The following is a 23,981-nucleotide window of genomic DNA, read 5'->3' as shown; positions in this document are numbered from 1 at the left end:
AAAATTTTAGAAGATGAGATCGCTTTTCTAACCTAAATGGAGCGAGACAAACCTTTTCTTACTGATGTTAATGTTTTTACGAGGAGCCGTCCCTGGAACTCAGTTTCTCGCGAGTTGGACCTTGAAAGTAGATACTACCTATATGGCAACTACGCGGTTGAGCCAGCACAAAACGAATTGTTTCCCAGACTGAGCGTCCATTTAATAAACGTTCCCCCATTCTGGATTGACTATCAACAAACGTATCTAACCCTGTAAGTTCGAAATCCGGTGGATACAACCCGGTCACACGTATATTTTCTTCGGACAACTGGTGTGACAGTTTAGTTGTGAATCCGCTCAGCCCGTGTTTGCTGGCAAAAAAAGCGGGATGCGCAATTGAATCCGTAAAATTCGGAATCCCACATGAAGATATTATTGAGACGACATCCGCGCTTTCTGAACGTCTTAACCCAGGCAACAATGCATGAGTCAATAAAATCGCACCTGTCAGGCCTGAACTGACGGTATTGATAATTTCTGCGTCTGGTTGATCGTCTAACGTTCCTGACAGCCACTGTGCGGCATTGAGGATTAAAATATCGATGGGCTTGTCTGAAGTTAACAACTGTGAAGAAAACTGCGAAAGGGATTCAGGCTGGGTTAAATCACAGATATATCCTTTTGCAATCCCGCCTTCAGCCGCGATGATACTGCAGGTTTTTTGAATATCATCAGCACGCCGCGCGCAAAAATCCACCTCAACGCCTTCTCGCGCCAGCCACACGCACAGCGCCTGACCAAATCCTCCGCCTCCACCCGTAATTACGGCTCTTTTACCTCTTAGCATCTTCATCCATCCTTTTCTTTATGACTATGTGTGGATATAGATATACATGAGGAGGTGGATTGGCATCTTTCAATTAGTGCCATTTTTACATGAGGAATAGGGACAGGGGACTTGCAAAGCCAGCATCTGGCGCGGAGCGGACTGAGCGTTAGGTTATTATATTCTCTGCAAGGATATGTATGCGCTATACACCAATTTTAATTGTGCTATTTAGTCAGTAAATTTGTTTAGAATACCATTCCTCTTCTGTTTATAAAGACAAGAAGAGGGATGTGCTAATCATTTAAATATCAGTAGCCTGCAGCCCTGTTGGCTTCTTTGATGCGATTGTTTCTTGCGTCTTTATCGTGTTGGTCTTTTGCCTGCATTATCCCACTTGCAGCATCCACCCAATCATTTGCGGTACAACCTGATAATACCATACTCAACATTAATGCAAACGCATACTTCATTTTAACTCCATCATTCATTATTGTATAAATAGCGTCTGTGTAATGCTCAATGTATTTAACGCTAATGCGGTTAATTTAACAAATAATCATATCTCAGGCAAGGTGAGGATTTCGAACCCGTACATGTAATGGGTAATTCATAATGATTAGTTGAAATAATTGAAGGTGCAGGATAGAAATAACACTGCATAAAAAACGACATATCGTCTTGAGTGGATTATTAAACAGCGAATTAATTAGCCTCTGTGACAGTGGTTACCTTTACGCGTCAACGCATGGCTGCGCCACTCCCGGCGATTGTCATTCGTCGGGAGCTAACTTTATTTATAGAACCTGTAGTGCTTCGAGTTCAGAACACCGGCAAACCCAGCCCTTGCTTTACTTCTTTTAATGTCTGCTGCGTGACCTCGTGCGCCTCTTCGCTTCCTTTTTTGAGCATCGCCATCAGCATACCTTTATCCTGGATGTAGGTTGCCCGCCGCTCGCGCATCGGGGCGATAAGCTCCTGCAAGCACATCTCCAGCTCGTTTTTACATGTCCGGTCACCCAGCCCGCCGCGCTGATAATGTGCTTTCATCTCCGCCACTTTTGCTTTATCCGGATGAAAAGCATCGAGGTAAGTAAATACGATATTGCCGTCAATCTGCCCCGGATCGGACACTTTTAGATGATTGGGATCGGTGTACATTGCGCTGACCGCATGATGAATAGCCTCTTCGCTGGCAGACAGGAGTAGTGTGTTGCCGAGCGATTTTGACATTTTGGCATTACCGTCGATCCCTGGAAGACGGCTGGTCTCACTCAGTAGCGCTTTACAATGCGACAAGACAGAGGTCGGTAACAGACTATTCATCTTATGCACGATCTCATTGGTCTGTTCGATCATGGGCAACTGATCGTCGCCGACGGGAACCACCTCGGCTTTGAAGGCGGTAATATCTGCCGCCTGGCTGATGGGATAAACCAGAAAGCCAACCGGTAACGAGCGGGCAAATCCTTTCTGCGCAATTTCGTTTTTGACCGTAGGATTTCGCTCCACGCGAGCCACGGTAACGATGTTCATATAAAGCGCGGTCAGCTCAGCGAGGGCGGGCAGGGCCGACTGCAGACAAATGGTGGTGAGTGACGGGTCGATTCCTGCGGCGAGGTAATCAGCCAGCACTTCGGGAATATTGTTGCGGATCTTTTGTGGTGTGCTGCCGTTATCGGTCAGCCCTTGCAGGTCAGCAACCAATATAAACTGCTGATAATCATGTTGCAGCGTGGCGCGCTGGCGCAGAGAGCCAACATAGTGGCCGAGATGCAGCGGGCCAGTGGGACGATCGCCAGTGAGGATGATAGTTTTATCGTTCATGTAAGACTCCTTAATCAAAAAACCGAAAGGGGTCTTTAAATGCAAATAACCGCCTTTCGGCGGTTATTTAAAATGGGGAAAACACATTCTGACCGCCTTTAAGAAGGCAGCCACCACAGGTTGTGATTAAACGCGGTGATATCGTATTTTGTGTTCATCCAGTCAACATATCACCGCCTGGCGCAGAGGTAAAGCAATGCGCGGCGTACTGACGTATCTTAGCTCGCTTCCAGCATACCAAAGCTCACGATGCGCGAACGGCCTAACTCTTTCGCGCGATACAGCGCCACGTCTGCGGCGCGCAGAAGATTGTCGCTCTGGGCGTGCTGCGGATAGCTGGCAACGCCAATAGAGACATCAACGTGACCAATCTCTGAAAGTCCAAAGCGCAGCGACAGTTCGCGTACACCATTATAAATATCTGTCGCAAAGCGGTTGGCGGTCTGCTCATCCGTATTGGCCAGCAACACCAGAAACTCTTCACCGCCGTAGCGGAAGGCCATGCCGCTGTCATGGACAACGCGCTGAATAGTGGTGGCGATACTTTTTATCACGCTATCGCCCGCCTCATGGCCAAAGCGGTCGTTAATATTTTTGAAATGATCGATATCGATCATCAGGCAACTGATTGGCTCTTTGTTACGCACTGCCTGGCTCATCTGGGTGCGCAGCGTATCTTCCAGATGATGACGGTTGCGCAGGCCGGTTAGCGGGTCGTAGAGCGCTTTCTCCAGCAGCGCATCACGCAGGCGCTGGTTGGCTAACGCCAGACCGAGTGCTTCCGCCATCAGTTCAAGATACGCGCGAGAGGGAGCGGAATCATTGCTGAGGTTCTGGAATGAGAGCAGGCCGATGGCTTCACCCTGGGCAATCAGTGGCACGCATAGGGTATGCTGCTGGCATGATTCCGGTAGATGGTAGCAGGCGATATCGGGTTCGCCTTGCACCGGTGGATGACTCTGACCACGGCGCACTGCCCAGCATTCGTCCGGGTGGAAAGCATCCGCTTTGCCCTGCGGTGAAAGCCATTGCGCAACGCAGCGCATTTGCCAGGGCTCTCGATCCAGTATGTAAAGCCGCCCGGCAATACCGGGAGCAACATTCGGCGCAAACAGCTCTGCCACATTAATGACATCGGCAAAATTCTCGCAGCCTTGCAAACGTTGAGTCATACGTGCGAGCAGCTCGCGGATTGCCCAGTCGGCGTCTCGTTCTTTCTCCAGTCGCTGACGTGCCAGGCCGTTCTCGCGAAAAATGCGGATCGCCTGCGCCATATCGCCGATCTCATCGATCTGATTAAAGCTGGGTGTCTCAACGGCGTAATCCTGCGACGCCAGACGGTTAACCACATCGCTCAAACGCACCACGGGACGCAGTACGCGGCGTTTTAAAATAAAGCCGAGAACAAACAAAAATAGCAGCGCCGTCAGCCCGACCATCACTTCCGAAGCCGTACGTAGCGTGCGCGATGTCTGAGTGGCATCTTCAATGGTGTTGCGTACGCGGCTGTCGAGTAACTGACGGAAATGATCTATCCGGTCCTGGGCTCGCTCCAGTTCCTGTTCATAGGATTTGCCATACAGCAGGGCGATGGCCTGCGACTCTTCTCCGCGCGCGACGCTGGCAAGCGCCGTAGCTTGCTCATCCTGTAGGGTATCAACAATCTGCAGCCCTTCATGCAATAGCGCCAGCTCTTCATCCGTCGCCCCAATGTCTTTTAGTTTCGACAGTCGCTGTTCAACGGCTTTCAGCGACGCTTCTTTCTGGCGGTAGGCGTTAAGCGCTTCCGGGTCTTTTGCAATAACATATTCGCGTGCCAGACTGGACAGCGACCAAGCATCAAGCTCGACTTCTTCGGTCAGTTGATCGAATTGATAACGCTGCTCCACCACCTGGCGTTCGGTGTTATCGGCGCTGGAGGCCATCAACATGACAACGCCGGAGGCAATGGTCAGACACACCGTCGCGCTGTAGGCCCAGTTGGTGATTGTGGCAATTCGCACTGATTAGTTCCTTCTGCGACGATTAATGAATAAGCATGATTGAAATTATAGGAAACGTATGATTTTGCGTGAAAATAAAAAAGGCGGTCTCAGGACCGCCTTCTGTTATCGTCCTGCCATCATAAATCTGGAGGATTTCTTCCTTCTTCCATAAAGGCTTCGTCGATTCCTTCCACGTTACCTTCATGATCGCGCCCGGAAAACAGGTTCCAGCAGGTAATAAACAGTGCGGCAATCAGGGGGCCAATCACAAAGCCGTTAATGCCGTAGATCTCCATTCCGCCGAGAGTGGAAATCAGAATCAGATAATCCGGCATTTTGGTGTCTTTACCCACCAGCAGCGGGCGCAGGATATTGTCCACCAGCCCGACGATAATCACGAAGAAGCCAACGATAAACAGCCCTTGCCAAAGCTGGTGCGTGGCGAAGAGGAAGATTGCCGCAGGTACCCAGACGATCGCTGAGCCGACCGCGGGCACGAGGGAGAGAAACGCCATCAGCGCGCCCCACAGAACGCTGCCGTCGATGTCGACAATTGCAAACGCGATGCCGCCAAGAATACCCTGAACCAACGCCACGACCGCTGTGCCCTTGACCGTTGCCCGCGTCACGCCGACGAATTTGGCAAACAGGTGCTGTTTGGCAAAATCAGAAAGCGGTAATGAGTCCAGAATCTGGCGCACCAGGTACGGCCCGTCCTTCAGTAAGAAAAACAGCAGATACAGCATGATGCCAAAGCTAATAGCAAAGCCGAATGTCCCCTTACCAATCAGGAACGCGCTGCCGGCGAGGTACTGCCCACCCTGCAGTACAACGTCGGACAGTTTTTTCTGGATCTGCGCGACGTTATCCAGATTATGTTCTGCGAGGAATCCTCTGGCCCAGTCAGGAAGATACGAAATAATGGCGGTGACCACTTCCGGGAACTGAGTGTCGTTTTGTTGTAATTTGGCATACACCACGTTCAGCTCAATAGCCAACGAGGAGAAGATCACCATCAGTGGGATAAAAACAATCAGACAGATGATGCCGATGGTGAGCAGTGACGCCAGCCCGTTACGTTCGCCAAGCGCGCTGCGCAGTCTGTTTTTCACCGGGTTAAAGATGGTGGTTAAGATTGCGGCCCACAAAATGGCAGAGAAATAGGGAGACAACACATCGAAGAACGCCCAGGTCACGAGGGCAAGTATGAAAATGAAGAAACCTTTAGTCAGTCCGTTAAATCGCATTAGTGAACCCTGTAATGAGAAGCAGTCCCGACTATAGAACCGTTCAGGGGAATTACCAACTTTCGCTGCGCATATTTACTTAAATTGGTTAACCTGTTTTTCGTAGGGAGCCTGCGACAGATAAATAACGTACGCTATGATTTATTAGTGAAACAGTCATACTTTTCTTCCCGAAAAAGGGCGTCAAAAAAAGAGGGGGCGTTATGAACACTCAACCTGTCATCGGGATTAGTGGATGTTTAACCGGCTCAGCCGTGCGATTTGACGGCGGGCATAAACGGATGGGATTTGTGATGGACGAGCTGGCTCAGTGGGTGACTTTTAAACCTGTTTGCCCGGAGATGTCCATCGGTTTGCCTGTACCACGCCCCGCGTTGCGTTTGGTTCAAACCGCCCAGGGGAATATCCGCATGTGTTTTAGCCATGCGCCAGGTGAGGATGTAACCGATAAAATGTCCGATTTCACCGCTTCATATATCAATGGGCTTGGCGGTCTGTCGGGTTTTATCGTCTGTGCTAAATCACCGAGCTGCGGAATGGAGAGAGTGAGGCTGTATGACGAAAAGGGAAATCGCGGGCGAAAAGAGGGAACCGGTCTGTTTACCGGCACATTAATGGAAACCTACCCGTGGTTGCCGGTCGAAGAAGATGGCCGCTTGCACGATCCGGTGCTGAGGGAGAACTTTGTCGAGCGAGTGTTCGCGTTACATGAGCTTAATATGCTGCGAGCCTCTGGTCTTACTCGCCACGGTTTACTCAACTTCCACAGCCGCTATAAGCTCCAGCTTTTGGCTCATCACCAGGCGGGTTACCGGGATATTGGCCCTTTCGTGGCCTCGCTCCATCAGTGGGATGATTTGGACGCTTTTTTCGTGGTATATCGCGAAAAGCTAATGGCGATCCTCAAAAAGCCCGCCTCACGGAAAAATCACACCAACGTACTGATGCATATTCAGGGCTACTTCCGCGATCGGTTGAACACCCGCCAGCGCGGAGAGTTGCGTGACGTTATCCTCAACTATAGCGGCGGACTGCTGCCAATATTGGCGCCACTGACTCTGCTCAAGCACTACCTTGCTGAATACCCAGACAGCTATTTGCTTACCCAGAACTATTTTGATCCTTATCCGAAGGATTTAGCCCTACGGTTAATGATTAATTAGCCTGATAGCGAGTAAATCTGGGGCAGAAATATCCGTTGTTCGCGAAGGTTATCCCTGCCGTTTTCTGATGCGTTTAAGCAGGGATAATTTTCACGGTGTGTAATCGATGATAAAAATGCGGCCCTGCACCCACGGGCAAATGTGCCGGCCGCGATTTAACCGTTTCTGATTTCTTCATCGATACAAGGCTGAGGTTTGCCAAACAGATATCCTTGCGCGAAATCGCAGCCCAGAGCCTGAAGTCTTGCCAGTTGCTCCTGCGTTTCAACACCTTCTGCAACAGCCTTCATATTGAGAGATTTCGCCATACCCGTGATCAGTTTGATGATAGTCAGGGCGTCTTCCTGCGTAGATATCGAATGCACAAAGGACTTGTCTATTTTGATTTTATCGAAGGCAAGTCTGCTGAGGCGCGAAAGAGAAGAGTATCCGGTACCAAAATCATCGATGGAGATTTTTACCCCCAGGGCCCGGAGCTTATTAAGCGTATTTATCGGTGTAGCACTCTCGGTAAAGAGAGAGGATTCAGTCACTTCCAGTTCGAGGCGGTCAGGTGGAAGTCCAGTTTCTTTCAGAATGGTTAACACGATTCCTGCAAAGGCCTTGCTGCTTAGCTGGACAGGGGAGACATTGACTGAGATTTTAGCCGGAACCGCCCAACCCGCAGCTTCCCTGCAGGCAATTTCCAGCACCGCTTTCCCCATCTCATTAATCATCCCTGTTTTTTCAGCAACAGGAATAAAGCTATCCGGCGACAGGAGGCCCTTGAGAGGATGGACCCAACGAATAAGCGCCTCATAGCTGTATATTTTCTGACTGAAAGAATCGACAATAGGCTGGTAATACACCACGAACTCTTTGTTCACTATTGCTAATGCCATATCATGCTCAAGCGTTCTGCTTTCCTGCAATTTTTCTAACATTCGTTGCCGGAAGACTTTTATTTTGCCAGAGCCTTCATTTTTGGCTTCATAAAGGGCCAGATCGGCAAATTTATAAAGATAGTCGGAGCGACGCTCATTTTCTGAGATAACAATGCCAACACAGGTAGTTATGTTGATAATTGTGTTGTAAATGGTGTAAGGCTGGCTGATAAACTCACATATTTTCTGGGCTCGCGACACGGCCCGACTTTCTGTCAGGCCACTTGAGAGAAACGCAAACTCATCCCCGCCTAAGCGATACAGCGTATCCGACGTAAGGCTTGTCGAAATCAGACGATCGGATATCTGGCGCAGTAACATATCACCGGCATCATGACCATACGTATCATTGACCTCTTTGAATCGATCTAAATCAAACAACATCACAGTCACAGCATCGTTATTTTTCTCTGCCATTTCGATTGTTTTATTTAAATCGCTCCAGAATAGCTGGCGGTTATTCATCTCGGTGAGCGAGTCATGGTAGACGTCATATTCCAGTTTGGCATTCTGAATTTGTAGCTTTTCCTTCGATTTTTGCAGTTCTTCGGCAAGACTCTTGACCTGAAGGTGCCCTCGCAGAATATTTCTGTTTTGATAAAAAATGAGCACACCCAGAATCGCACTCAGTATTATTAGCAGTACAGATGTCGTTGAGTAAATATAGTACAGCGTTTGAATTTTTTGGTTGGCGTTATTAATCGAGTTAACATCTTTGTTTAATGCGCCGGATGAAAGACGCCCAAGTTGTGCATCCAGGGTATGCATTTTTTTCAGATACGCCTGGAGTGCTGGACGGTTCATTTTCTCGAGATTATCATCCAGATAACTAAGGATATTTTCAAGTGTTACCGCTAGCTCACGGTGGGCAATATTGCTTTCTATGTAGCGCCCCAAATCACCTTCTTTTATCAAATCACTCTGGCTGAGCATAATGTCGAGACGCATGCGTACATCATCAAGATTCATCGTATCATCGATAGTGTAAAGACCAAGCAACGATTCAAATCGGTAATATTGTGATACCAACTGAGCGGCAGACCAGGAATCGGTGTAGTGAGTCAGTTTCTGTAGCTCTTGTTGCCTTTCATGCACGAGGAAAGAGATATATCCGGTCGATATAAAAAGAAAAAAGATGATGCCAGCCAGTATTCTGTTCATGATGTTCCTCTGAACGCTTACTCAATATCCATACTACTGACCTGCCATGCAGACCTTGAATAATAAATCTGATTATTTAGTTCCGGCATGCTGTCATAGGGGTACACAATGAATAATGGGCCCTTATCACGGATGCGCATATATTTTCCGTTGATTTTTAAAGCAAGGATGGCATTGTATTTTTTGAAATCACTGAGAGGGATAACGGTGGTGTAGTCATTAAGCGCAGTAACCTTTACAACGGAGCCGCTCGCCCCAACATAATCCATGAGTTTTTGTAGTGGAATACCCGTAAAGGTCGTACGTCCATTATACCAGGGGGAGGTGGTCTGAAAACTTACCATGCCCAGCTTCTCAAGGCTGGCGGTATCAAAAACTGCTTTCCCGTCTTCATTTGTATTTTCAATATTACCGGATAACGTTAAAAGAACTTTACCGGTGGGCCTGGAAAGTTCACCCGCCCAAAGCTGGGTGGAGAGCACAACGCTTACCAACATGACTATTAACCGCATTCTAACCTCACCAATCAGCCGGATGTAAAAGAATTATAATTTAGATATCACGCTATTTATATATTCCGTCTGTCTATTATTGGTGATGTGAAGCTATTTGTATTTTAATTCATTTAAATCAATGGGTTGCCATGCTTAATGGTTATGAATATTTATTAAATCAGGCGAAGTCTGTTATTAACGGACGGTGATTTTTGTTGTGTCTGTACAAAAAACAATCACTCTGTGGTTGTTAAAAAATCACACGATCATAAAGGTTTATTTTTTTGTGCAGCGACAGGGAATCGTTGTTTTATCGGCGGGTAACCTTGTTGAATAAATCGAACTTTTGCCTATTCCCGGGATTAGATTACACAGGCGTAGCAGACGTTCAAAAATAGTCAATTATCAGGAATTCAAAATATGCAAAATCACCTACGGGATCGTCAGCAACTTAATGAACTTATCAATGGCTGGATGCACCGCGATTGGGGGAATATGCCGCGCTGGCTTGCTGCCTAAGCCAGGCGGATATACCTTGCTGAGCGCCGCATAACCGGGTTTATTCGCCAGCCTGAGCCGACTGGCGGGCATACAGATACGCGGTTGCTCTGGAGACGCCCAGATGCTGCGCCACTGTGTCCATAGATTTTCGTACGTTCAGCAAACCGTCTTTGCGTAATTGTTGAATCAGTCGTTTACGGTCTTCAGGTTTCAGGGCGCGGGCCGTCGTTGCGCATTTAGCGGCAAAGTCATCGATACGCTGGCGGATGACTTCATTACTGCCGGGATCGATATGTTCCTTAATGGGAGAGTCCGCGGTTTCAGTAAAACGCGCAAGGGCACTCTGCATGCCACGAAACAGCGTCATATCCACGTTCAGACAGAGTGCTGCTACGTATTTGCCTTCATCATCCTTGATGCCGATGGAGGTACTTTTCACCGGGCGGCCATCGGCAAACTGGTTGCTGTAGTTGGCTATAATGCTGGGGAATTCAGGCGATGCGATTCGCGCCAGACCCAGTTCTGTTGCCGGTTGGCCGGGTTCTCGCCCGGACAGGTTATTATGGATGGATAAAATGGCATGTTCAGGATTTTTGAGATCATGAACCACCACTTCGCAAAACGGCGAGAAGGTCTCGCTCAAGCCCCTGGCGATAGTGTCAATTTGGCTGAGAAGTGAGTTGTTATCGGTTTTTGGCATGCCAGTCTCCTGCGGTGATGCCTGTTGCCATGATTGCGGGCAGTTTACAGTGAGCAGGGTTCGCTTTTCCAGACGCGAGTGTTCAGACGGTAATAAGGTATCCGCATGGCAGATACCTTCTTGATTACCCGGCAAGGAATTCACTGTAGCGGCTGATATCCACGTTCCCACCGCTGATGATAATGCCGATTTTCTTGCCGCGAAGTTCAGCTTTGTGCGCTCTGGCGGCGGCAAAACCCAGACAGCCAGTCGGCTCCACGACAATTTTCATTCGCTCAGCGATAAATTTCATCGAGGCGACTAATTCATCGTCTGAGACAGTCAGAATATCGTGCACATTTCGCTGGATGATCGGAAACGTAATATTCCCGAGATGTTGGGTCTGAGCACCGTCAGCAATGGTTTTCGGCGTATCGATATGAACAATCTTTCCGCTGCGAAACGACTGTTGACCATCGTTTCCTGCCTCTGGCTCGACACCATAGATGATGCAGTCAGGTGACAGATGTCTGGCTGCCAGTGAGGAGCCCGAAAGCAGGCCGCCGCCGCCCAGACACACGAAAAGAACGTCTAGCTGACCCACTTCTTCAATCAGCTCTTTTGTGGCGGTGCCCTGGCCCGCAATCACGTGCGGATGGTCGTATGGCGGGATCAGCGTCAATCCTTGTTTCTCTGCCAGCTCCCGCCCGATTTTTTCACGATCTTCGGTATAGCGATCGTAAATCACCACATTTCCACCATAGCCTTTTGTGGCTGCAACTTTAGCCGCCGGGGCATCATGCGGCATGATAATCGTCGCCGGGATCCCCAACAATTTTGCCGACAGGGCAATGGCCTGTGCATGGTTGCCGGACGAAAAGGTGACGACGCCCGCAGCGCGTTGTTCTGGCGTGAACTGGCGTAACGCATTCATGGCTCCGCGAAATTTAAACGCGCCCATTCTCTGGAAGTTTTCGCACTTGAAGAAAACTTCAGCACCAAATTCGTCATTAACCGTTCGGGAGGTCATCACCGGCGTTTTGTTGGCATAGTCGGCGATGCGCTCTGCCGCGGCGGCAACATCGTTATAATCAGGCAGTGTCATTTCAGTCATTGTTGTTCACCTGTATGTCGTTAAACGTCATGCTTGTGGGGCCAGGGCTATAGCTTCAACTTCCAGCGCGAAACCATAATGAAGTTCTGCAACGCCCGCTACCGCGCGGGAGGGCCGGAAATCACCGATCCACTCCCCATAGATTTTGTTAAACGTTGGCCATTGGTTGATATCTGTCACATAGACGCGTACTGACACCAGGTGCTGTCGAGAAACCCCTGCGCCAGCCAGGCAGGCATCAATATTCTGCAGTACCAGCCGCGTCTGTTCTTCAAAAGAGGCCTCGGTTTTTTTTTCGCCATCACTTGTGACCGGCAACTGACCAGAAATGAAGACGAATCCGCCAGCCGTTGTACTGTGCGAGTAATGACCTGCAGGCGGAAAACCTCCTGCAGATGAGTTCAATGTAATGTCCACGGACATAAGAGAATCTCCTGTAGTTAGTGGTAATTCATTTTGTATAAAATAATACTATTTGTATTATTTTATACGCTTTCAAACCGCGTTCGGCTAGTGATAGTTTTCACAGGTGATGATTTTGTGAACTATGGCAAACGTGACCCACGTTATATAGCTATCCTGGCGCGGTGAAAGAGGGGGAACGCTTTTGATGAGGGTAAAGCAGGGGAGTGAAGAAGCGCCCCGGGGCGGGGCGTTAAAGCCAAAAATTAGCCGATATGGCCGTGGTTAATCTTACTTAACGGTTCATTGATATCGAAGATTTTGCACGTCACGTCTTCCACACCCAGGTGCTTCAGGCGGGCCGTGTGTTTTTTGATATAGGCCAGAGCGCTGTCTTCATCCTGAAACAGGTAGATGCCACCCGCTTCGTGGTTTGCTGCGTTCTCAGTCCAGATTTTCCAGATGAAACCCGGCTCCTGGTTGATGGATTCGGCCAGTTCAACAAGCTGATGTGACATCTCAGCGCCAAACGGACCAGGAAAATCAAAGTGTATCTGCACGAGTTTGTTCGCCATAAATCCTCCATGGATTGGTTAATTCGGGTAAGGCTGCTAGCGTAACAGCACTTTACCCGTCAGATAAGTTACTGCTTGTCCACCGATATAAACACGTGTTCCTGTCAGTTGGCAGCGTAAATCGCCGCCGCGTTCAGAGACCTGGCGCGCCAGCATCTGCGTTTTATTCAGTTTTGCAGCCCAGTAAGGAATCAGCATGCTATGCGTCGAACCGGTGACCGGGTCTTCCGCGACCGCTTCACCCGGGCAGAAGAAACGGCTGACGAAATCGTATTCCCCGTCACCCGGCGCGGTGATACATACCATTTTCCCGAGGGGAATCATGGCGTGGATATTCGGGCGCACAGCCTCAACCTGCTGTTGATTCTCCATCACGACCATGTAATCGCGCGCGACGCGCACTTCTTTATATTCGGTGATGCCCAATGTTTCCAGCAGTAAGGCGGGCGGTTCGGCAGGTTCGCTTTGCCAGGCAGGAAAATCAAGCGTCAGCCAATCACCGCTGCGCGTGACCGTCAGTGGACCCACAAAACGGGTGGCAAAATGGATGGTCGCTTCCGGGAAATCCAGATGTTCAAAGATGACATGTGCGGCGGCAAGCGTGGCGTGCCCACACAGATTAATTTCGCCTTGCGTGGTAAACCAACGCAGCTCGAAGCCATTCTCATTGGCGACAAAAAAAGCGGTTTCCGACTGGTTATGCTGCTGCGACATTTTTAATAATATTTCATCGGGCAACCAGTCATCGAGCGGGCATACTGCTGCGGCATTACCGCCAAACGTCGTAGTGGTAAAGGCATCTACCATGTAGAAATCGATTTGTTGCACGGTGTAACCCTCTCATCGCACTCAGGATATCCCACACTCTATCATGCAATGATTGTCATTGGTTAAGCGCCCTGATTCGCCAGTGTGGTAAAAATTCGCTATCATCCGTTTCCACACTTCATCCTGGCCGCTCATGTCTACGATCCTCGATACCTTTATTGCCCCGCCTTGTCATGAGGAGATAGCGATCCTCTATCAGGACGAGCATCTGGTGCTTATCAATAAACCCACCGGCCTGCTTAGTTTGTCGGGGAAAAATCCGCAGAATCTCGATTCGGTACATCACCGGCTGGTACAGATTTACCCCGGCTGTACGCTGGTACATCGGCTTGATTTTGGGACGTCAGGGCTGATGGTGATTGCCCGTAACAAGGCTATCAACGCCGCGCTTTGCCAGCAGTTCAGTCAGCGCGCGGTAAGCAAGGTGTATAGTGCGTTGTTGTGCGGGCATCTGAAAAACGATGAAGGCGTTATAGACGCAGCGATTGCCAAAGACCCGGCGCTGTTTCCACTGATGTCGATTTGCGCCATTAACGGTAAACCCGCGCGCTCGCGCTATCAGGTTATTGAGCGTTTTCATCATCGCCAGCAAGATGGGACGTTACTCGCTTTGACGCGGGTACGGCTGACGCCTGAAACCGGGCGTACCCACCAGTTGCGGATCCACTGTCAGCAGTTGGGGCATCCCATTTTGGGGTGCGATTTATATGGTGGGCGTCTGCTGCCAGGCACCGAACGGACGTCGAGACTGATGCTGCATGCCAGTGAACTGCATTTCAGGCATCCGGTCAGTCAGGAATGGATGACGACCCAAAACGCCAGCCCGTTTTGAGAATATAAAAAAGCCGCCAGATGGCGGCTATTTGGGGATTATCGTGCAGCGCGTTGTAAAATAACCGCTGACGGCTGGCGCTGAAGAAAACGCATCCGCAACATCATCAACACTGCCGCAGAGGTCAGGCCGATAATAAAGCCCATCCAGAATCCTGCCGGTCCCATCCGGTCAACCACCAGATCGGTCAGCGCCAGAATATAACCGCTCGGCAGACCCAGTACCCAGTATGCCGTAAAGGTAATAAAGAAAATGGAACGCGTATCTTTATAACCACGTAGGATACCGCTGCCAATAACCTGGATAGAGTCCGATATTTGATACACCGCGGCCAGTAACATGAGCTGTGCTGCCAGAGCGACAACTTCCGGGTTATTGTTGTAGAGCAGGGCAATGTGCTCACGGAATGTCACGGTGAAAATCGCCGTCACAACCGCCATGCAGACGCCGACGCCCAGACCTGTTCTGGCTGCGGTTTGCGCATCCAGCGTGGAACCCTGGCCCAGACGATAACCGACTCGAATGGTGACGGCTGCAGCCAGAGACATCGGCAGGACGAACATTAACGAGCTGAAGTTGAGCGCGATCTGGTGTCCGGCCACGTCGACAATCCCCAGCGGGGAAACCAGCAGCGCCACCACAGCAAACAGCGTCACTTCGAAAAATAACGCCAGCGCGATAGGTAAACCCAGCTGTACCAGGCGCTTCATTACGGCGGTGTCCGGTTTCTGGAAACCACGCTCATTACGGATATCACGCATCGAGCGTGCGCGTTTAACGTATGACAGCATGGCGATAAACATCACCCAGTAAACCGCCGCTGTTGCCACGCCGCAGCCCACGCCGCCAAGTTCCGGCATGCCAAAATGCCCATAAATGAAAACATAGTTAACAGGAATGTTCACCAGCAGGCCGAGAAATCCCATCACCATCGCCGGTTTGGTTTTGGCCAGACCTTCACACTGGTTACGGGCTACCTGGAAGAACAAATACCCCGGCGCGCCCCACAGCAACGCACGCAGGTAGCCGACGGCTTTATCCGCCAGCGCCGGGTCGATGTTATGCATGGAGCGAATAATGTATCCCGCGTTCCAGAGCACGATCATAATCAGAATGGAGACGCTGCCCGCCAGCCAGAAACCCTGGCGTATTTGATGGGCGATACGATCGCGGCGCCCGGAACCATTGAGTTGCGCAATCACTGGCGTCAAGGCCAGCAGCAGTCCGTGACCAAACAGAATGGCCGGCAGCCAGATAGATGTGCCAATGGCGACGGCCGCCATGTCCGTGGCGCTGTATCCGCCCGCCATGACGGTATCAACGAATCCCATTGCGGTTTGAGCGATTTGCGCAAGAATCACCGGAATTGCCAGAGCTAATAACTGACGCGCTTCACTTACATACTTTTGCACGTGTACACCACTATATTGTTGTTATTTGAGAGACTAAAAAAGCCGCCTTATATGGCAGCAAGGAGAAAAAGCAGGGGAAATTTCAGTCTATTGTAGCGAGGAATACGTAATTCTCCAGTGAAAAAACAGGCAGTAGCGGCGCATCGCTGGCAACCTGAATTTCCACCTGCTATTGTGCTGTGCAGAGATGTCTTAATTCAGTTCAGGAGTTAGAAGTATGTTTACGGGTATTGTGCAGGGCACCGCGAAACTGGTGTCTATTGATGAAAAACCAAATTTTCGTACGCATGTTGTGGAGTTACCTGAATATATGTTGGATGCGCTGGAGACCGGCGCATCGGTTGCCCACAATGGGTGCTGCCTGACGGTAACCGAAATCAACGGTAACCAGATAAGCTTTGATCTGATGAAAGAAACGCTGCGTATCACCAATCTGGGTGACCTGAAGGTTGGGGATTTGGTCAACGTTGAGCGTGCGGCAAAATTCAGTGATGAAATTGGCGGACATTTAATGTCGGGCCATATTATGACGACCGCCGAAGTGTCGAAAATTCTGACCTCGGAGAACAACCGCCAGGTGTGGTTTAAAGTTCAGGATCCGTCGCTGATGAAATACATCTTGTACAAAGGATTTATCGGAATTGATGGCATCAGTCTGACGGTCGGTGAGGTGACTCCGACGCGTTTCTGTGTGCATTTGATCCCGGAAACGCTGGAACGTACGACGCTGGGTAAGAAAAAGTTAGGCGCGCGGGTCAATATCGAAATCGATCCCCAAACCCAGGCGGTGGTTGATACCGTTGAGCGCGTACTGGCGGCGCGTGAAAGCGCCATCAGTAACGTAACGGGTGAGGCGGGAGCCTAAGCCAGAGTGTAAAACCCCCGTTGGCACGGGGGTGATAACGATTAGCGGGGAACGCGCAGGCCGTGTTCAACGCCGCGGGAAAAAACCACCTGCCACAGCTGAATGTCGCGAGCACGAAACGCACCGGCGCAGGCGTTCAGGTAATAGCTGAACATCCGTTTAAAGCGTTCGGTATAGTTATCGGCGATTTCAGGCCAGGATCTCATGAAACGCTCGTGCCAGGCCATCAACGTTGTATCGTAATCCGCGCCAAAATTATGCCAGTCTTCCATCACAAAATGCGGCTCGCTGGCGTTGGCAATCTGGCGAACTGACGGTAAACAGCCGTTCGGGAAGATATATTTATTGATCCACGGATCAACGTTATTGTCGGTCTTTTTGGAGCCGATGCTATGCAGCAAAAAGAGGCCGTCGGGTTTTAAATTACGATCAACCACCTCAAAATAAGTCGCGTAGTTCTTCGGCCCCACATGCTCAAACATGCCGACAGAGACAATGCGATCAAATTTGTCGTTCAGGTCGCGATAATCCTGCAGCAAAATTGTGACATCCAGCCCCGCACAACGCGCCTGCGCCATTTTCTGCTGTTCTGCCGAAACGGTCACGCCCACCACGCTAACGCCATATTGTGACGCCATAAACTGGGATAAGCCGCCCCAGCCGCAGCCAATATCGAGCACCCGCATGCCTGGCTTCAACTGCAGTTTTTCGGCAATCATTTTTAGCTTCGCCTGTTGGGCAGATTCCAGGGTGTCGGCATCTTTCCAGTAGGCGCAGGAATACTGCATATAAGGGTCCAGCATGCGGGTAAAGAGATCGTTGCCCAAATCGTAGTGTTCTTTGCCGACGACCCACGCACGTTTTTTGGTCTGTAAATTGAACAGGCGAGCCGTGGCGATACGTAGCGTGTCTTTAAAGTGGCGGGGGAGTTGGTTTTCAAGACCGGCGCGCAGGACTTTACAAAAAAACATGTCCAGCCGGTCGCATTCCCACCAGCCATCCATATAACTTTCGCCCAACCCTAACGATCCTTCCTGCAGTACGCGTTTGAAAAAATCGGGGTTCGTTACGCGAATATCTGCCGGTGCCGGACCATTAATGGTAATACCTGCACGGCTTAATAATTCATTGGTGATGCGGTACCAGTCATCATCCGGTACGCTGACGTCTTCTATACACGATGAACTCATAGCTTCTCCATCACTGGTCGGTGATCAGAACCTTAAAATAGCGTAGACGCTTTTTTGGGCTTTGTGAGAACTCTCACGGAATTAATCCGCGAATCTATAATCCGACGTAGAACAGAGGAAGGGAGGAACCCTTGCCGAAAAGACCATCCATGGGAAAACGGGAACGTTCTTGTCCCCGTTAACACATAACAATTATCGTTTTTTTAACAACCGGAAATCAGTATAGGCCTGAATTTTTGATGATTCAACCAATAAACATTAGCAGGCTAATTAATTATCAAAGATGATTACTAGTGAGACTCACCGTGGGCAATTTGCGCCCGATCATCTGTGTGCGGGGCGTTAGCCTTCTGCGATTGCATTTTGTAACCCGCGGCCGCCAGCAGCACCGTTGTCAGCATCACGCTGGTGGTGGTGAGCAGCGGGGTGGCGATCAACCAGGAAACCACAAGGCTTGCCAGGAAGCATAAACCCAGTTGCAGTGTGTTCTGCAATGCCGCTGCGCGTCCCGTAGCCTGTGGGAAAGGACGTAACGCCTGAGCCACAACAATAGGGTAGATTGCTCCATTGGCAATCGCCATAACGCAGAATGGGATGAGGATTTCAGCCAGCGCAACATGGTGAATAAATCCGGTTGCCCAGGTGGCCACTACGCTAAAGGCATACAGAATGAGTAACCAGGGCAGCAGCTGACGGCCCTGCCATTTTTGCAGCGCAGCGCGGCAGCCGTAACCACCAATTAAGAAAGCGATGGTTTGTGGAACATAGCTCAGGCCAATCACCGCCGGACTGTAGCCCATTTCGCTGAGGATGAACGGGGAACCCGTCAGCCACGCGAAGAAGCTCGCGGAGCAGGCGGCATAAATCAGCACGTTTCCGCGGTAAACTTTTGAGCGCAACAGGGTAGCGAAAGTCAGTTTATCCAGGCTGTCGTCGCGTGCTTTAGCTGTTGGTTTTAAGCGCAGAGCCGGAAGCATCAGGATTAGAGTAATGGCAAACAGGGTGGCGAAAATGGCCTGCCAGGAAAAATGTACCAGGATCCAACTGCCTAATAACGGCGCTAATGCCGGGGATAACCCGACCAATGGCATAATGGTGGCAAAGATGCGGTTTACTTTTTGTGAAGGATAATAATCGGTGACCAGCGCCTGCCAGATAACCGATGCCGCACAAACGCCAACGGCCTGAACAAAGCGCAGTACCAGCAGACCGGTGGCATTTTCAACCCACAGCATGCCCAAACTGCCCAGCGCGAAGATGGATAAACCCAGCAGCAAAACTGGCTTGCGACCATAGTGGTCAGAGAGCGGCCCCCACAGAAGTTGCGCGACGGCAAAACCCGCTAAGAATAAGCTAAGGCTGGCGCTGACGGCAGATGCAGGTGTCTGCAGATCGGACTGAATTGCGGCGAAGGCGGGCAGATACATATCCGTTGCCAGAAAGCCGAGTACGCTAAGACCCGCCAGCCAGACTAAAAATCCTTTCCCAGGTTGCATCATCATTTCTCTTTTTTTAGCAGTAGAACAATGCCGCTGAGTGTAGTGAGTGTAATTCTTGCTGTGAAACGCTAATATTTGCTTACTGATTTCAAATTTTTTGTAGGCAGAATATGTGGTCGGAATATTCACTTGAAGTTGTGGATGCGGTTGCGCGTAACGGTAGCTTTAGTTCGGCCGCGCAGGAGTTGCACCGCGTACCCTCGGCGGTAAGCTACACCGTGCGTCAACTGGAAGAGTGGCTGGCGGTGCCGCTTTTTGAGCGACGCCATCGGGACGTGGAATTGACGCCTGCCGGTGCATGGTTTCTCAAGGAAGGCCGCTCTGTTATCAAAAAAATGCAGATCACCCGCCAGCAATGTCAGCAAATTGCCAACGGCTGGCGCGGGCAGTTGGCGATCGCGGTAGATAACATTGTCCGCCCGGATCGTACCCGACAGATGATCGTGGATTTCTATCGTCATTTTGATGATGTCGAACTGCTGGTTTTCCAGGAGGTGTTTAACGGTGTCTGGGATGCGCTGTCCGATGGGCGCGTTGAGCTGGCAATCGGCGCCACGCAGGCGATTCCGGTGGGGGGACGCTATACCTTCCGCGACATGGGAATGCTGAGCTGGAGCTGCGTGGTGGCAAGCCATCATCCATTGGCGTCAATGCCCGGACCGCTAAGCGACGACACGTTGCGCAACTGGCCGTCGCTGGTGCGTGAAGACACGTCGCGTACGCTTCCTAAGCGTATTACCTGGCTGCTGGATAACCAAAAGCGCGTTGTGGTGCCTGACTGGGAATCTTCTGCTACTTGTTTATCTGCAGGTTTGTGCGTGGGCATGGTACCGACGCATTTTGCCAAACCGTGGATCGATAGCGGCAAATGGGTCGCGCTACAGCTGGAGAATCCATTTCCTGATGCCGCATGCTGCCTGACATGGCAACAGAACGATACGTCGCCGGCATTGAGCTGGCTGCTGGACTATTTAGGGGATAGTGAAACGCTGAATAAGGAATGGCTGCGGGAGCCCGATGAGGCTCCCGCACAACAGTCTTAACGACGGTAATCGCGGAACGGGCCGTCGGCAACGGAGCGGCGTTCTACCAGGCGCGGATGAACCTCGATAGACTGCGACTCTTCACGTTTATTCACGATACGGTCTAACAGCATGTTGAAGGCCGTTTCCCCCAGTGAATCTTTAGGCTGGTGAATGGTCGTCAGAGCCGGCGTGAAGAAGCGGGCGTTGCGCACGTTGTCGTAACCGATGAGCGAAACATCCTGCGGTACGCGCAGTCCCATCTCGTCAGCGGCGCACAGCGCACCCATCGCCATGATATCGCCACCGCAGAAGACGGCAGTCGGACGATGCGACTGTGACAGAATTTGCTGCATGGCGCGATAGCCGGATTCAGGCTCAAAATCGCCCTGCACAATCCAGTTTTCAGGAACTTTAATCAGCGCTTCTTCCATCGCTTTCATAAAGCCTGCCAGACGCCCGGCTCCGGTATTACGCTCCATTGGTCCTGGGATCACGCCAATCTCACGATGACCGCGTTCTACCAGATACCGACCCGCCATGTAACCGCCTTCGAAGGCGTTATCAATGACCGTATCGGTAAAGTCGGCTTTAGCTTCGCCCCAGTCCATGACGACCATCGGAATATGGCGGTACTCTTCGAGCATCGAAAGCAGCGACTCCGGATACTCAGAACACATCACCAGCAGACCATCAACGCGCTTTTGCGCCATCATCGACAGATAAGCCTGCTGTTTTTCGAGGCTGTTCCATGCGTTACCCAGAATCAGGGTATAGCCTTTCTGGAAACAGTTTTTCTCAACGGCTTCGATAATTTCAGCGAAATAGGCCGCTTCGCTGCTGGTGGCCAGCAAGCCAATAGACTTGGTGTGATTCACCTTCAGGCTGCGCGCCACGGCGCTCGGAGAATAGTGCAGCTCTTTGATCGCCGCCCAGACAGCATTACGCGTTTCTTCCGCGACAAAGCGCGTCTTGTTAATTACGTGTGATACGGTTGTAGTGGAAACGTTTGCTCGCTTCGCTACATCTTTAATTGTTGCCATTACATCTCACTCCAGACCATATCCTAAGCTCCTGAGAATACTCCAGGTAAACGTTTGCCTTAACACACCCTTAGCGCAACGTAAGGGTTGCGGCACGCCGGGAAAACGACACGGAACGTCAGGAAGGGGTCAATGGCCGGTACGCTAATCAAGTAAGCGTGGAATTTTGTCTGATCTTAACGAAAAGGGGAAGAGTTAAAAGCAGTTATCAATATAAATCGTGAGAGATTTTTGCTTTCAAGTGTGTAAAAATGCGCAATATCACTTTTTGTGTGGGAATAAAAAGGAGAAAACTTGATGAGCACCGATCTGAAATTTTCGTTAGTGACTACCATTATTGTTCTGGGTTTGATCGTCGCGGGTGGCCTGACCGCAGCGCTGCATTGATTTCCCCCGAGGGAGTTCGCTCTCCCTCATCCTTTCCGCTTGCCTTTCCCGTCGATTGTTTGCGAATAAGCAAAAGTCTTTTGCAATTTTGTTAACTTTATTAATTTTGCGATCAATGTCATGCTTTTGACTCTTATTTTATGTCGCGCCCCGGCTCGACGTTACGGAGTTGAAATATGAAACTCAATTATCCTTTACTGGCGCTGGCGATCGGCGCGTTTGGCATTGGCACCACTGAATTTTCGCCAATGGGATTATTGCCCGTCATTGCCAAAGGTGTGGATGTCTCGATTCCCGCGGCCGGAATGTTAATCAGCGCGTATGCGGTTGGGGTGATGGTGGGGGCTCCGCTGATGACATTACTGCTGTCCCATCGTGCGCGACGTAATGCGTTGATATTCCTGATGGCGATTTTCACGCTGGGCAACGTGCTTTCGGCTATCTCGCCGGATTACACCACCCTGATGTTATCGCGTATTTTGACCAGTCTGAACCATGGGGCATTTTTTGGTCTTGGCTCCGTTGTCGCTGCAAGCGTAGTACCCAAACATAAGCAGGCCAGCGCCGTGGCAACCATGTTTATGGGGTTGACCATTGCCAATATTGGTGGCGTTCCTGCGGCGACCTGGCTTGGTGAAACCATCGGCTGGCGTATGTCGTTTATGGCAACGGCGGGTCTGGGCGTCATCGCCATGGTCAGCCTGTTCTTCTCATTACCCAAAGGTGGGGCGGGAGAGCGACCGGACGTCCGTAGCGAACTGGCGGTACTTATGCGTCCGCAGGTGCTGTCGGCGCTGCTGACGACCGTTCTGGGAGCCGGGGCGATGTTCACGCTTTATACCTATATCTCGCCAGTGTTACATACGATCACCCATGCCACACCGGCGTTTGTGACCGGTATGCTGGTGCTGATTGGCGTTGGCTTCTCAATCGGTAACTATCTTGGTGGCAAACTGGCTGACCGTTCCGTCAACGGTACGCTGAAAGGCTTTTTGCTGCTGCTGATGGTTATTATGCTGGCCATTCCTTTCCTGGCGCGTAATGAGCTGGGTGCGGCAGTTAGTATGGTGGTCTGGGGGGCAGCGACGTTTGCGGTCGTTCCGCCGTTGCAGATGCGCGTGATGCGCGTTGCCAGCGAAGCGCCTGGATTATCATCGTCAGTCAACATTGGCGCGTTTAATCTGGGGAATGCTCTGGGTGCCGCAGCCGGTGGGGCGGTGATTTCCGGTGGGTTGGGCTATAGCTTTGTTCCGGTGATGGGGGCAATTGTGGCAGGACTTGCGCTACTGCTGGTCTTTATCTCGGCGCGCAAACAGCCTGAAGAGGCGTTCACTACCGCGAATTAATGCTAAAACGCAGAAGGGTTCTCCTTCTGCGTCATCTTTTTTATGCTGCGAAGTTCTTCGCAACAAATTCCCAGTTCACCAGCGCCCAGAAGTTTTCCAGGTAGCCAGGACGGGCATTGCGATAATCGATGTAGTAGGCGTGTTCCCACACGTCAACGGTCATCAGCGGCGTCGCGTCGGTGGTCAGCGGTGTACCTGCATTGGAGGTGGAAACGATAGCCAGTTTGCCATCCGTTCCTTTTACCAGCCAGGTCCAGCCAGAACCGAAGTTTTTAATAGCGGCATCGGTGAACTGCGCTTTGAAATCCGCAAAGCTGCCAAAGGAGGCGGCAATTGCTTCGGCCAGTTTACCGGTAGGTTCGCCACCTGCGTTCGGTGCCAGGCAGTTCCAGTAGAACGTGTGGTTCCATACCTGTGCTGCGTTATTGAATACACCGCCTTCAGAGCTACGTACGATCTCTTCCAGTGATTTGCCTTCAAACGCCGTGCCTTTAATCAGGTTGTTCAGATTAGTCACGTAAGTTTGATGATGTTTGCCATAGTGATATTCCAGCGTTTCGGCAGAAATGTGCGGTGCCAGAGCATCTTTGGCATACGGTAATGCAGGTAATTCAAACGACATTGCTTCTCTCCTTATTATTTATATTGAGTACACACAATAGCCTCATTGTGAGTAAG

Annotated in this window: 23 protein-coding genes; 6 read left to right on the top strand and 17 right to left on the bottom strand. The window is 50.6% G+C overall.

Annotated features, from left to right (window positions below; translation table 11 throughout):
* Positions 1–76: 76 nt before the first annotated feature.
* The 5 genes from N0B36_RS15930 to N0B36_RS15910 form a co-directional block, all read right to left on the bottom strand.
* Positions 77–829: an SDR family oxidoreductase gene (locus tag N0B36_RS15930; protein ID WP_103766261.1), complete on the bottom strand. Its 753-nt coding sequence runs from the start codon at positions 827–829 to the stop codon at positions 77–79.
* Between the two features lie 290 nt (positions 830–1,119).
* The gene (locus N0B36_RS15925) at positions 1,120–1,281 is read right to left on the bottom strand and encodes a hypothetical protein (RefSeq protein WP_016152967.1); all 162 of its coding nucleotides are present in this window, start codon (positions 1,279–1,281) and stop codon (positions 1,120–1,122) included.
* Positions 1,282–1,630: 349 nt separating this feature from the next.
* On the bottom strand, positions 1,631–2,635 hold the full coding sequence (trpS, locus tag N0B36_RS15920; protein WP_235116785.1) for a tryptophan--tRNA ligase: 1,005 nt from the start codon (positions 2,633–2,635) through the stop codon (positions 1,631–1,633).
* Between the two features lie 218 nt (positions 2,636–2,853).
* Complete coding sequence (locus N0B36_RS15915) at positions 2,854–4,638, bottom strand: diguanylate cyclase (RefSeq protein ID WP_259688622.1); 1,785 nt, start codon at positions 4,636–4,638, stop codon at positions 2,854–2,856.
* 119 nt (positions 4,639–4,757) lie between these two features.
* Positions 4,758–5,867 (bottom strand): AI-2E family transporter, encoded by a 1,110-nt coding sequence (locus tag N0B36_RS15910; protein WP_049281614.1) that lies wholly within the window; start codon positions 5,865–5,867, stop codon positions 4,758–4,760.
* A gap of 203 nt (positions 5,868–6,070) precedes the next feature.
* Here N0B36_RS15910 and N0B36_RS15905 point away from each other — a divergent pair, with 203 nt between their 5' ends.
* Positions 6,071–7,030 (top strand): DUF523 and DUF1722 domain-containing protein, encoded by a 960-nt coding sequence (locus N0B36_RS15905; protein WP_016156416.1) that lies wholly within the window; start codon positions 6,071–6,073, stop codon positions 7,028–7,030.
* 155 nt (positions 7,031–7,185) lie between these two features.
* Here N0B36_RS15905 and N0B36_RS15900 read toward each other — a convergent pair whose 3' ends face one another.
* The 7 genes from N0B36_RS15900 to N0B36_RS15870 all read right to left on the bottom strand — a co-directional run bounded on the left by N0B36_RS15900 (position 7,186) and on the right by N0B36_RS15870 (position 13,707).
* Positions 7,186–9,114: a bifunctional diguanylate cyclase/phosphodiesterase gene (locus N0B36_RS15900; protein ID WP_259688621.1), complete on the bottom strand. Its 1,929-nt coding sequence runs from the start codon at positions 9,112–9,114 to the stop codon at positions 7,186–7,188.
* Between the two features lie 17 nt (positions 9,115–9,131).
* Entirely contained in the window at positions 9,132–9,626 is a 495-nt protein-coding gene (locus N0B36_RS15895; RefSeq protein WP_016152974.1) for a molybdopterin-dependent oxidoreductase, read from the bottom strand.
* A 541-nt stretch (positions 9,627–10,167) separates the two neighbouring features.
* Positions 10,168–10,809, bottom strand: a complete 642-nt coding sequence (locus tag N0B36_RS15890; RefSeq protein WP_016152975.1) for a transcriptional regulator — start codon at positions 10,807–10,809, stop codon at positions 10,168–10,170.
* A 124-nt stretch (positions 10,810–10,933) separates the two neighbouring features.
* Positions 10,934–11,902 carry a threo-3-hydroxy-L-aspartate ammonia-lyase gene (locus N0B36_RS15885; protein ID WP_191220023.1) on the bottom strand — a complete coding sequence of 323 codons (969 nt, stop codon included), beginning with the start codon at positions 11,900–11,902 and terminating at the stop codon, positions 10,934–10,936.
* Between the two features lie 27 nt (positions 11,903–11,929).
* The gene (locus N0B36_RS15880) at positions 11,930–12,325 is read right to left on the bottom strand and encodes a RidA family protein (RefSeq protein ID WP_019076721.1); all 396 of its coding nucleotides are present in this window, start codon (positions 12,323–12,325) and stop codon (positions 11,930–11,932) included.
* 245 nt (positions 12,326–12,570) lie between these two features.
* Positions 12,571–12,879: a monooxygenase gene (locus N0B36_RS15875; RefSeq protein WP_016152978.1), complete on the bottom strand. Its 309-nt coding sequence runs from the start codon at positions 12,877–12,879 to the stop codon at positions 12,571–12,573.
* Positions 12,880–12,915: 36 nt separating this feature from the next.
* Complete coding sequence (locus N0B36_RS15870) at positions 12,916–13,707, bottom strand: PhzF family phenazine biosynthesis protein (RefSeq protein WP_065554474.1); 792 nt, start codon at positions 13,705–13,707, stop codon at positions 12,916–12,918.
* A 133-nt stretch (positions 13,708–13,840) separates the two neighbouring features.
* Here N0B36_RS15870 and N0B36_RS15865 point away from each other — a divergent pair, with 133 nt between their 5' ends.
* Positions 13,841–14,539, top strand: coding sequence for an RluA family pseudouridine synthase (locus tag N0B36_RS15865; RefSeq protein ID WP_200051772.1), 699 nt, complete (start codon positions 13,841–13,843; stop codon positions 14,537–14,539).
* Between the two features lie 38 nt (positions 14,540–14,577).
* On the opposite strand, the gene mdtK is transcribed toward N0B36_RS15865, so the two are convergent.
* Positions 14,578–15,951 carry a multidrug efflux MATE transporter MdtK gene (mdtK, locus tag N0B36_RS15860; RefSeq protein WP_016152981.1) on the bottom strand — a complete coding sequence of 458 codons (1,374 nt, stop codon included), beginning with the start codon at positions 15,949–15,951 and terminating at the stop codon, positions 14,578–14,580.
* A 217-nt stretch (positions 15,952–16,168) separates the two neighbouring features.
* Between mdtK and N0B36_RS15855 the strand changes: the two genes are divergently transcribed.
* The gene (locus tag N0B36_RS15855; RefSeq protein WP_016152982.1) at positions 16,169–16,816 is read left to right on the top strand and encodes a riboflavin synthase; all 648 of its coding nucleotides are present in this window, start codon (positions 16,169–16,171) and stop codon (positions 16,814–16,816) included.
* A 41-nt stretch (positions 16,817–16,857) separates the two neighbouring features.
* Here the strand turns inward: N0B36_RS15855 and cfa are convergent, their stop codons facing one another.
* Positions 16,858–18,006 carry a cyclopropane fatty acyl phospholipid synthase gene (gene cfa / locus N0B36_RS15850; RefSeq protein WP_016152983.1) on the bottom strand — a complete coding sequence of 383 codons (1,149 nt, stop codon included), beginning with the start codon at positions 18,004–18,006 and terminating at the stop codon, positions 16,858–16,860.
* A gap of 290 nt (positions 18,007–18,296) precedes the next feature.
* Complete coding sequence (gene punC, locus N0B36_RS15845; RefSeq protein WP_259688627.1) at positions 18,297–19,502, bottom strand: purine nucleoside transporter PunC; 1,206 nt, start codon at positions 19,500–19,502, stop codon at positions 18,297–18,299.
* 113 nt (positions 19,503–19,615) lie between these two features.
* Here punC and punR point away from each other — a divergent pair, with 113 nt between their 5' ends.
* Positions 19,616–20,548, top strand: coding sequence for a DNA-binding transcriptional activator PunR (punR, locus tag N0B36_RS15840; protein ID WP_019076726.1), 933 nt, complete (start codon positions 19,616–19,618; stop codon positions 20,546–20,548).
* Here punR and purR read toward each other — a convergent pair.
* Positions 20,545–21,570: an HTH-type transcriptional repressor PurR gene (gene purR / locus N0B36_RS15835; RefSeq protein WP_003832757.1), complete on the bottom strand. Its 1,026-nt coding sequence runs from the start codon at positions 21,568–21,570 to the stop codon at positions 20,545–20,547. The genes punR and purR overlap by 4 nt on opposite strands.
* A 297-nt stretch (positions 21,571–21,867) precedes the next feature.
* On the opposite strand from purR, the gene cydH reads away from it, so the two are divergent.
* Both cydH and N0B36_RS15825 read left to right on the top strand, forming a co-directional pair.
* Positions 21,868–21,957, top strand: coding sequence for a cytochrome bd-I accessory subunit CydH (gene cydH / locus N0B36_RS15830; RefSeq protein ID WP_003029209.1), 90 nt, complete (start codon positions 21,868–21,870; stop codon positions 21,955–21,957).
* Between the two features lie 176 nt (positions 21,958–22,133).
* Entirely contained in the window at positions 22,134–23,303 is a 1,170-nt protein-coding gene (locus N0B36_RS15825; RefSeq protein WP_046276347.1) for an MFS transporter, read from the top strand.
* 40 nt (positions 23,304–23,343) lie between these two features.
* On the opposite strand, the gene sodB is transcribed toward N0B36_RS15825, so the two are convergent.
* Positions 23,344–23,925, bottom strand: a complete 582-nt coding sequence (gene sodB, locus N0B36_RS15820) for a superoxide dismutase [Fe] (protein WP_016152988.1) — start codon at positions 23,923–23,925, stop codon at positions 23,344–23,346.
* Between the last annotated feature and the right edge of the window lie 56 nt (positions 23,926–23,981).

The organism is Citrobacter sp. XY323, assembly GCF_025106035.1.
Lineage (GTDB): Bacteria > Pseudomonadota > Gammaproteobacteria > Enterobacterales > Enterobacteriaceae > Citrobacter > Citrobacter braakii.
Note: the sequence above shows the minus strand (reverse complement) of the source record. Positions and strands in the feature narration are given on the sequence as shown.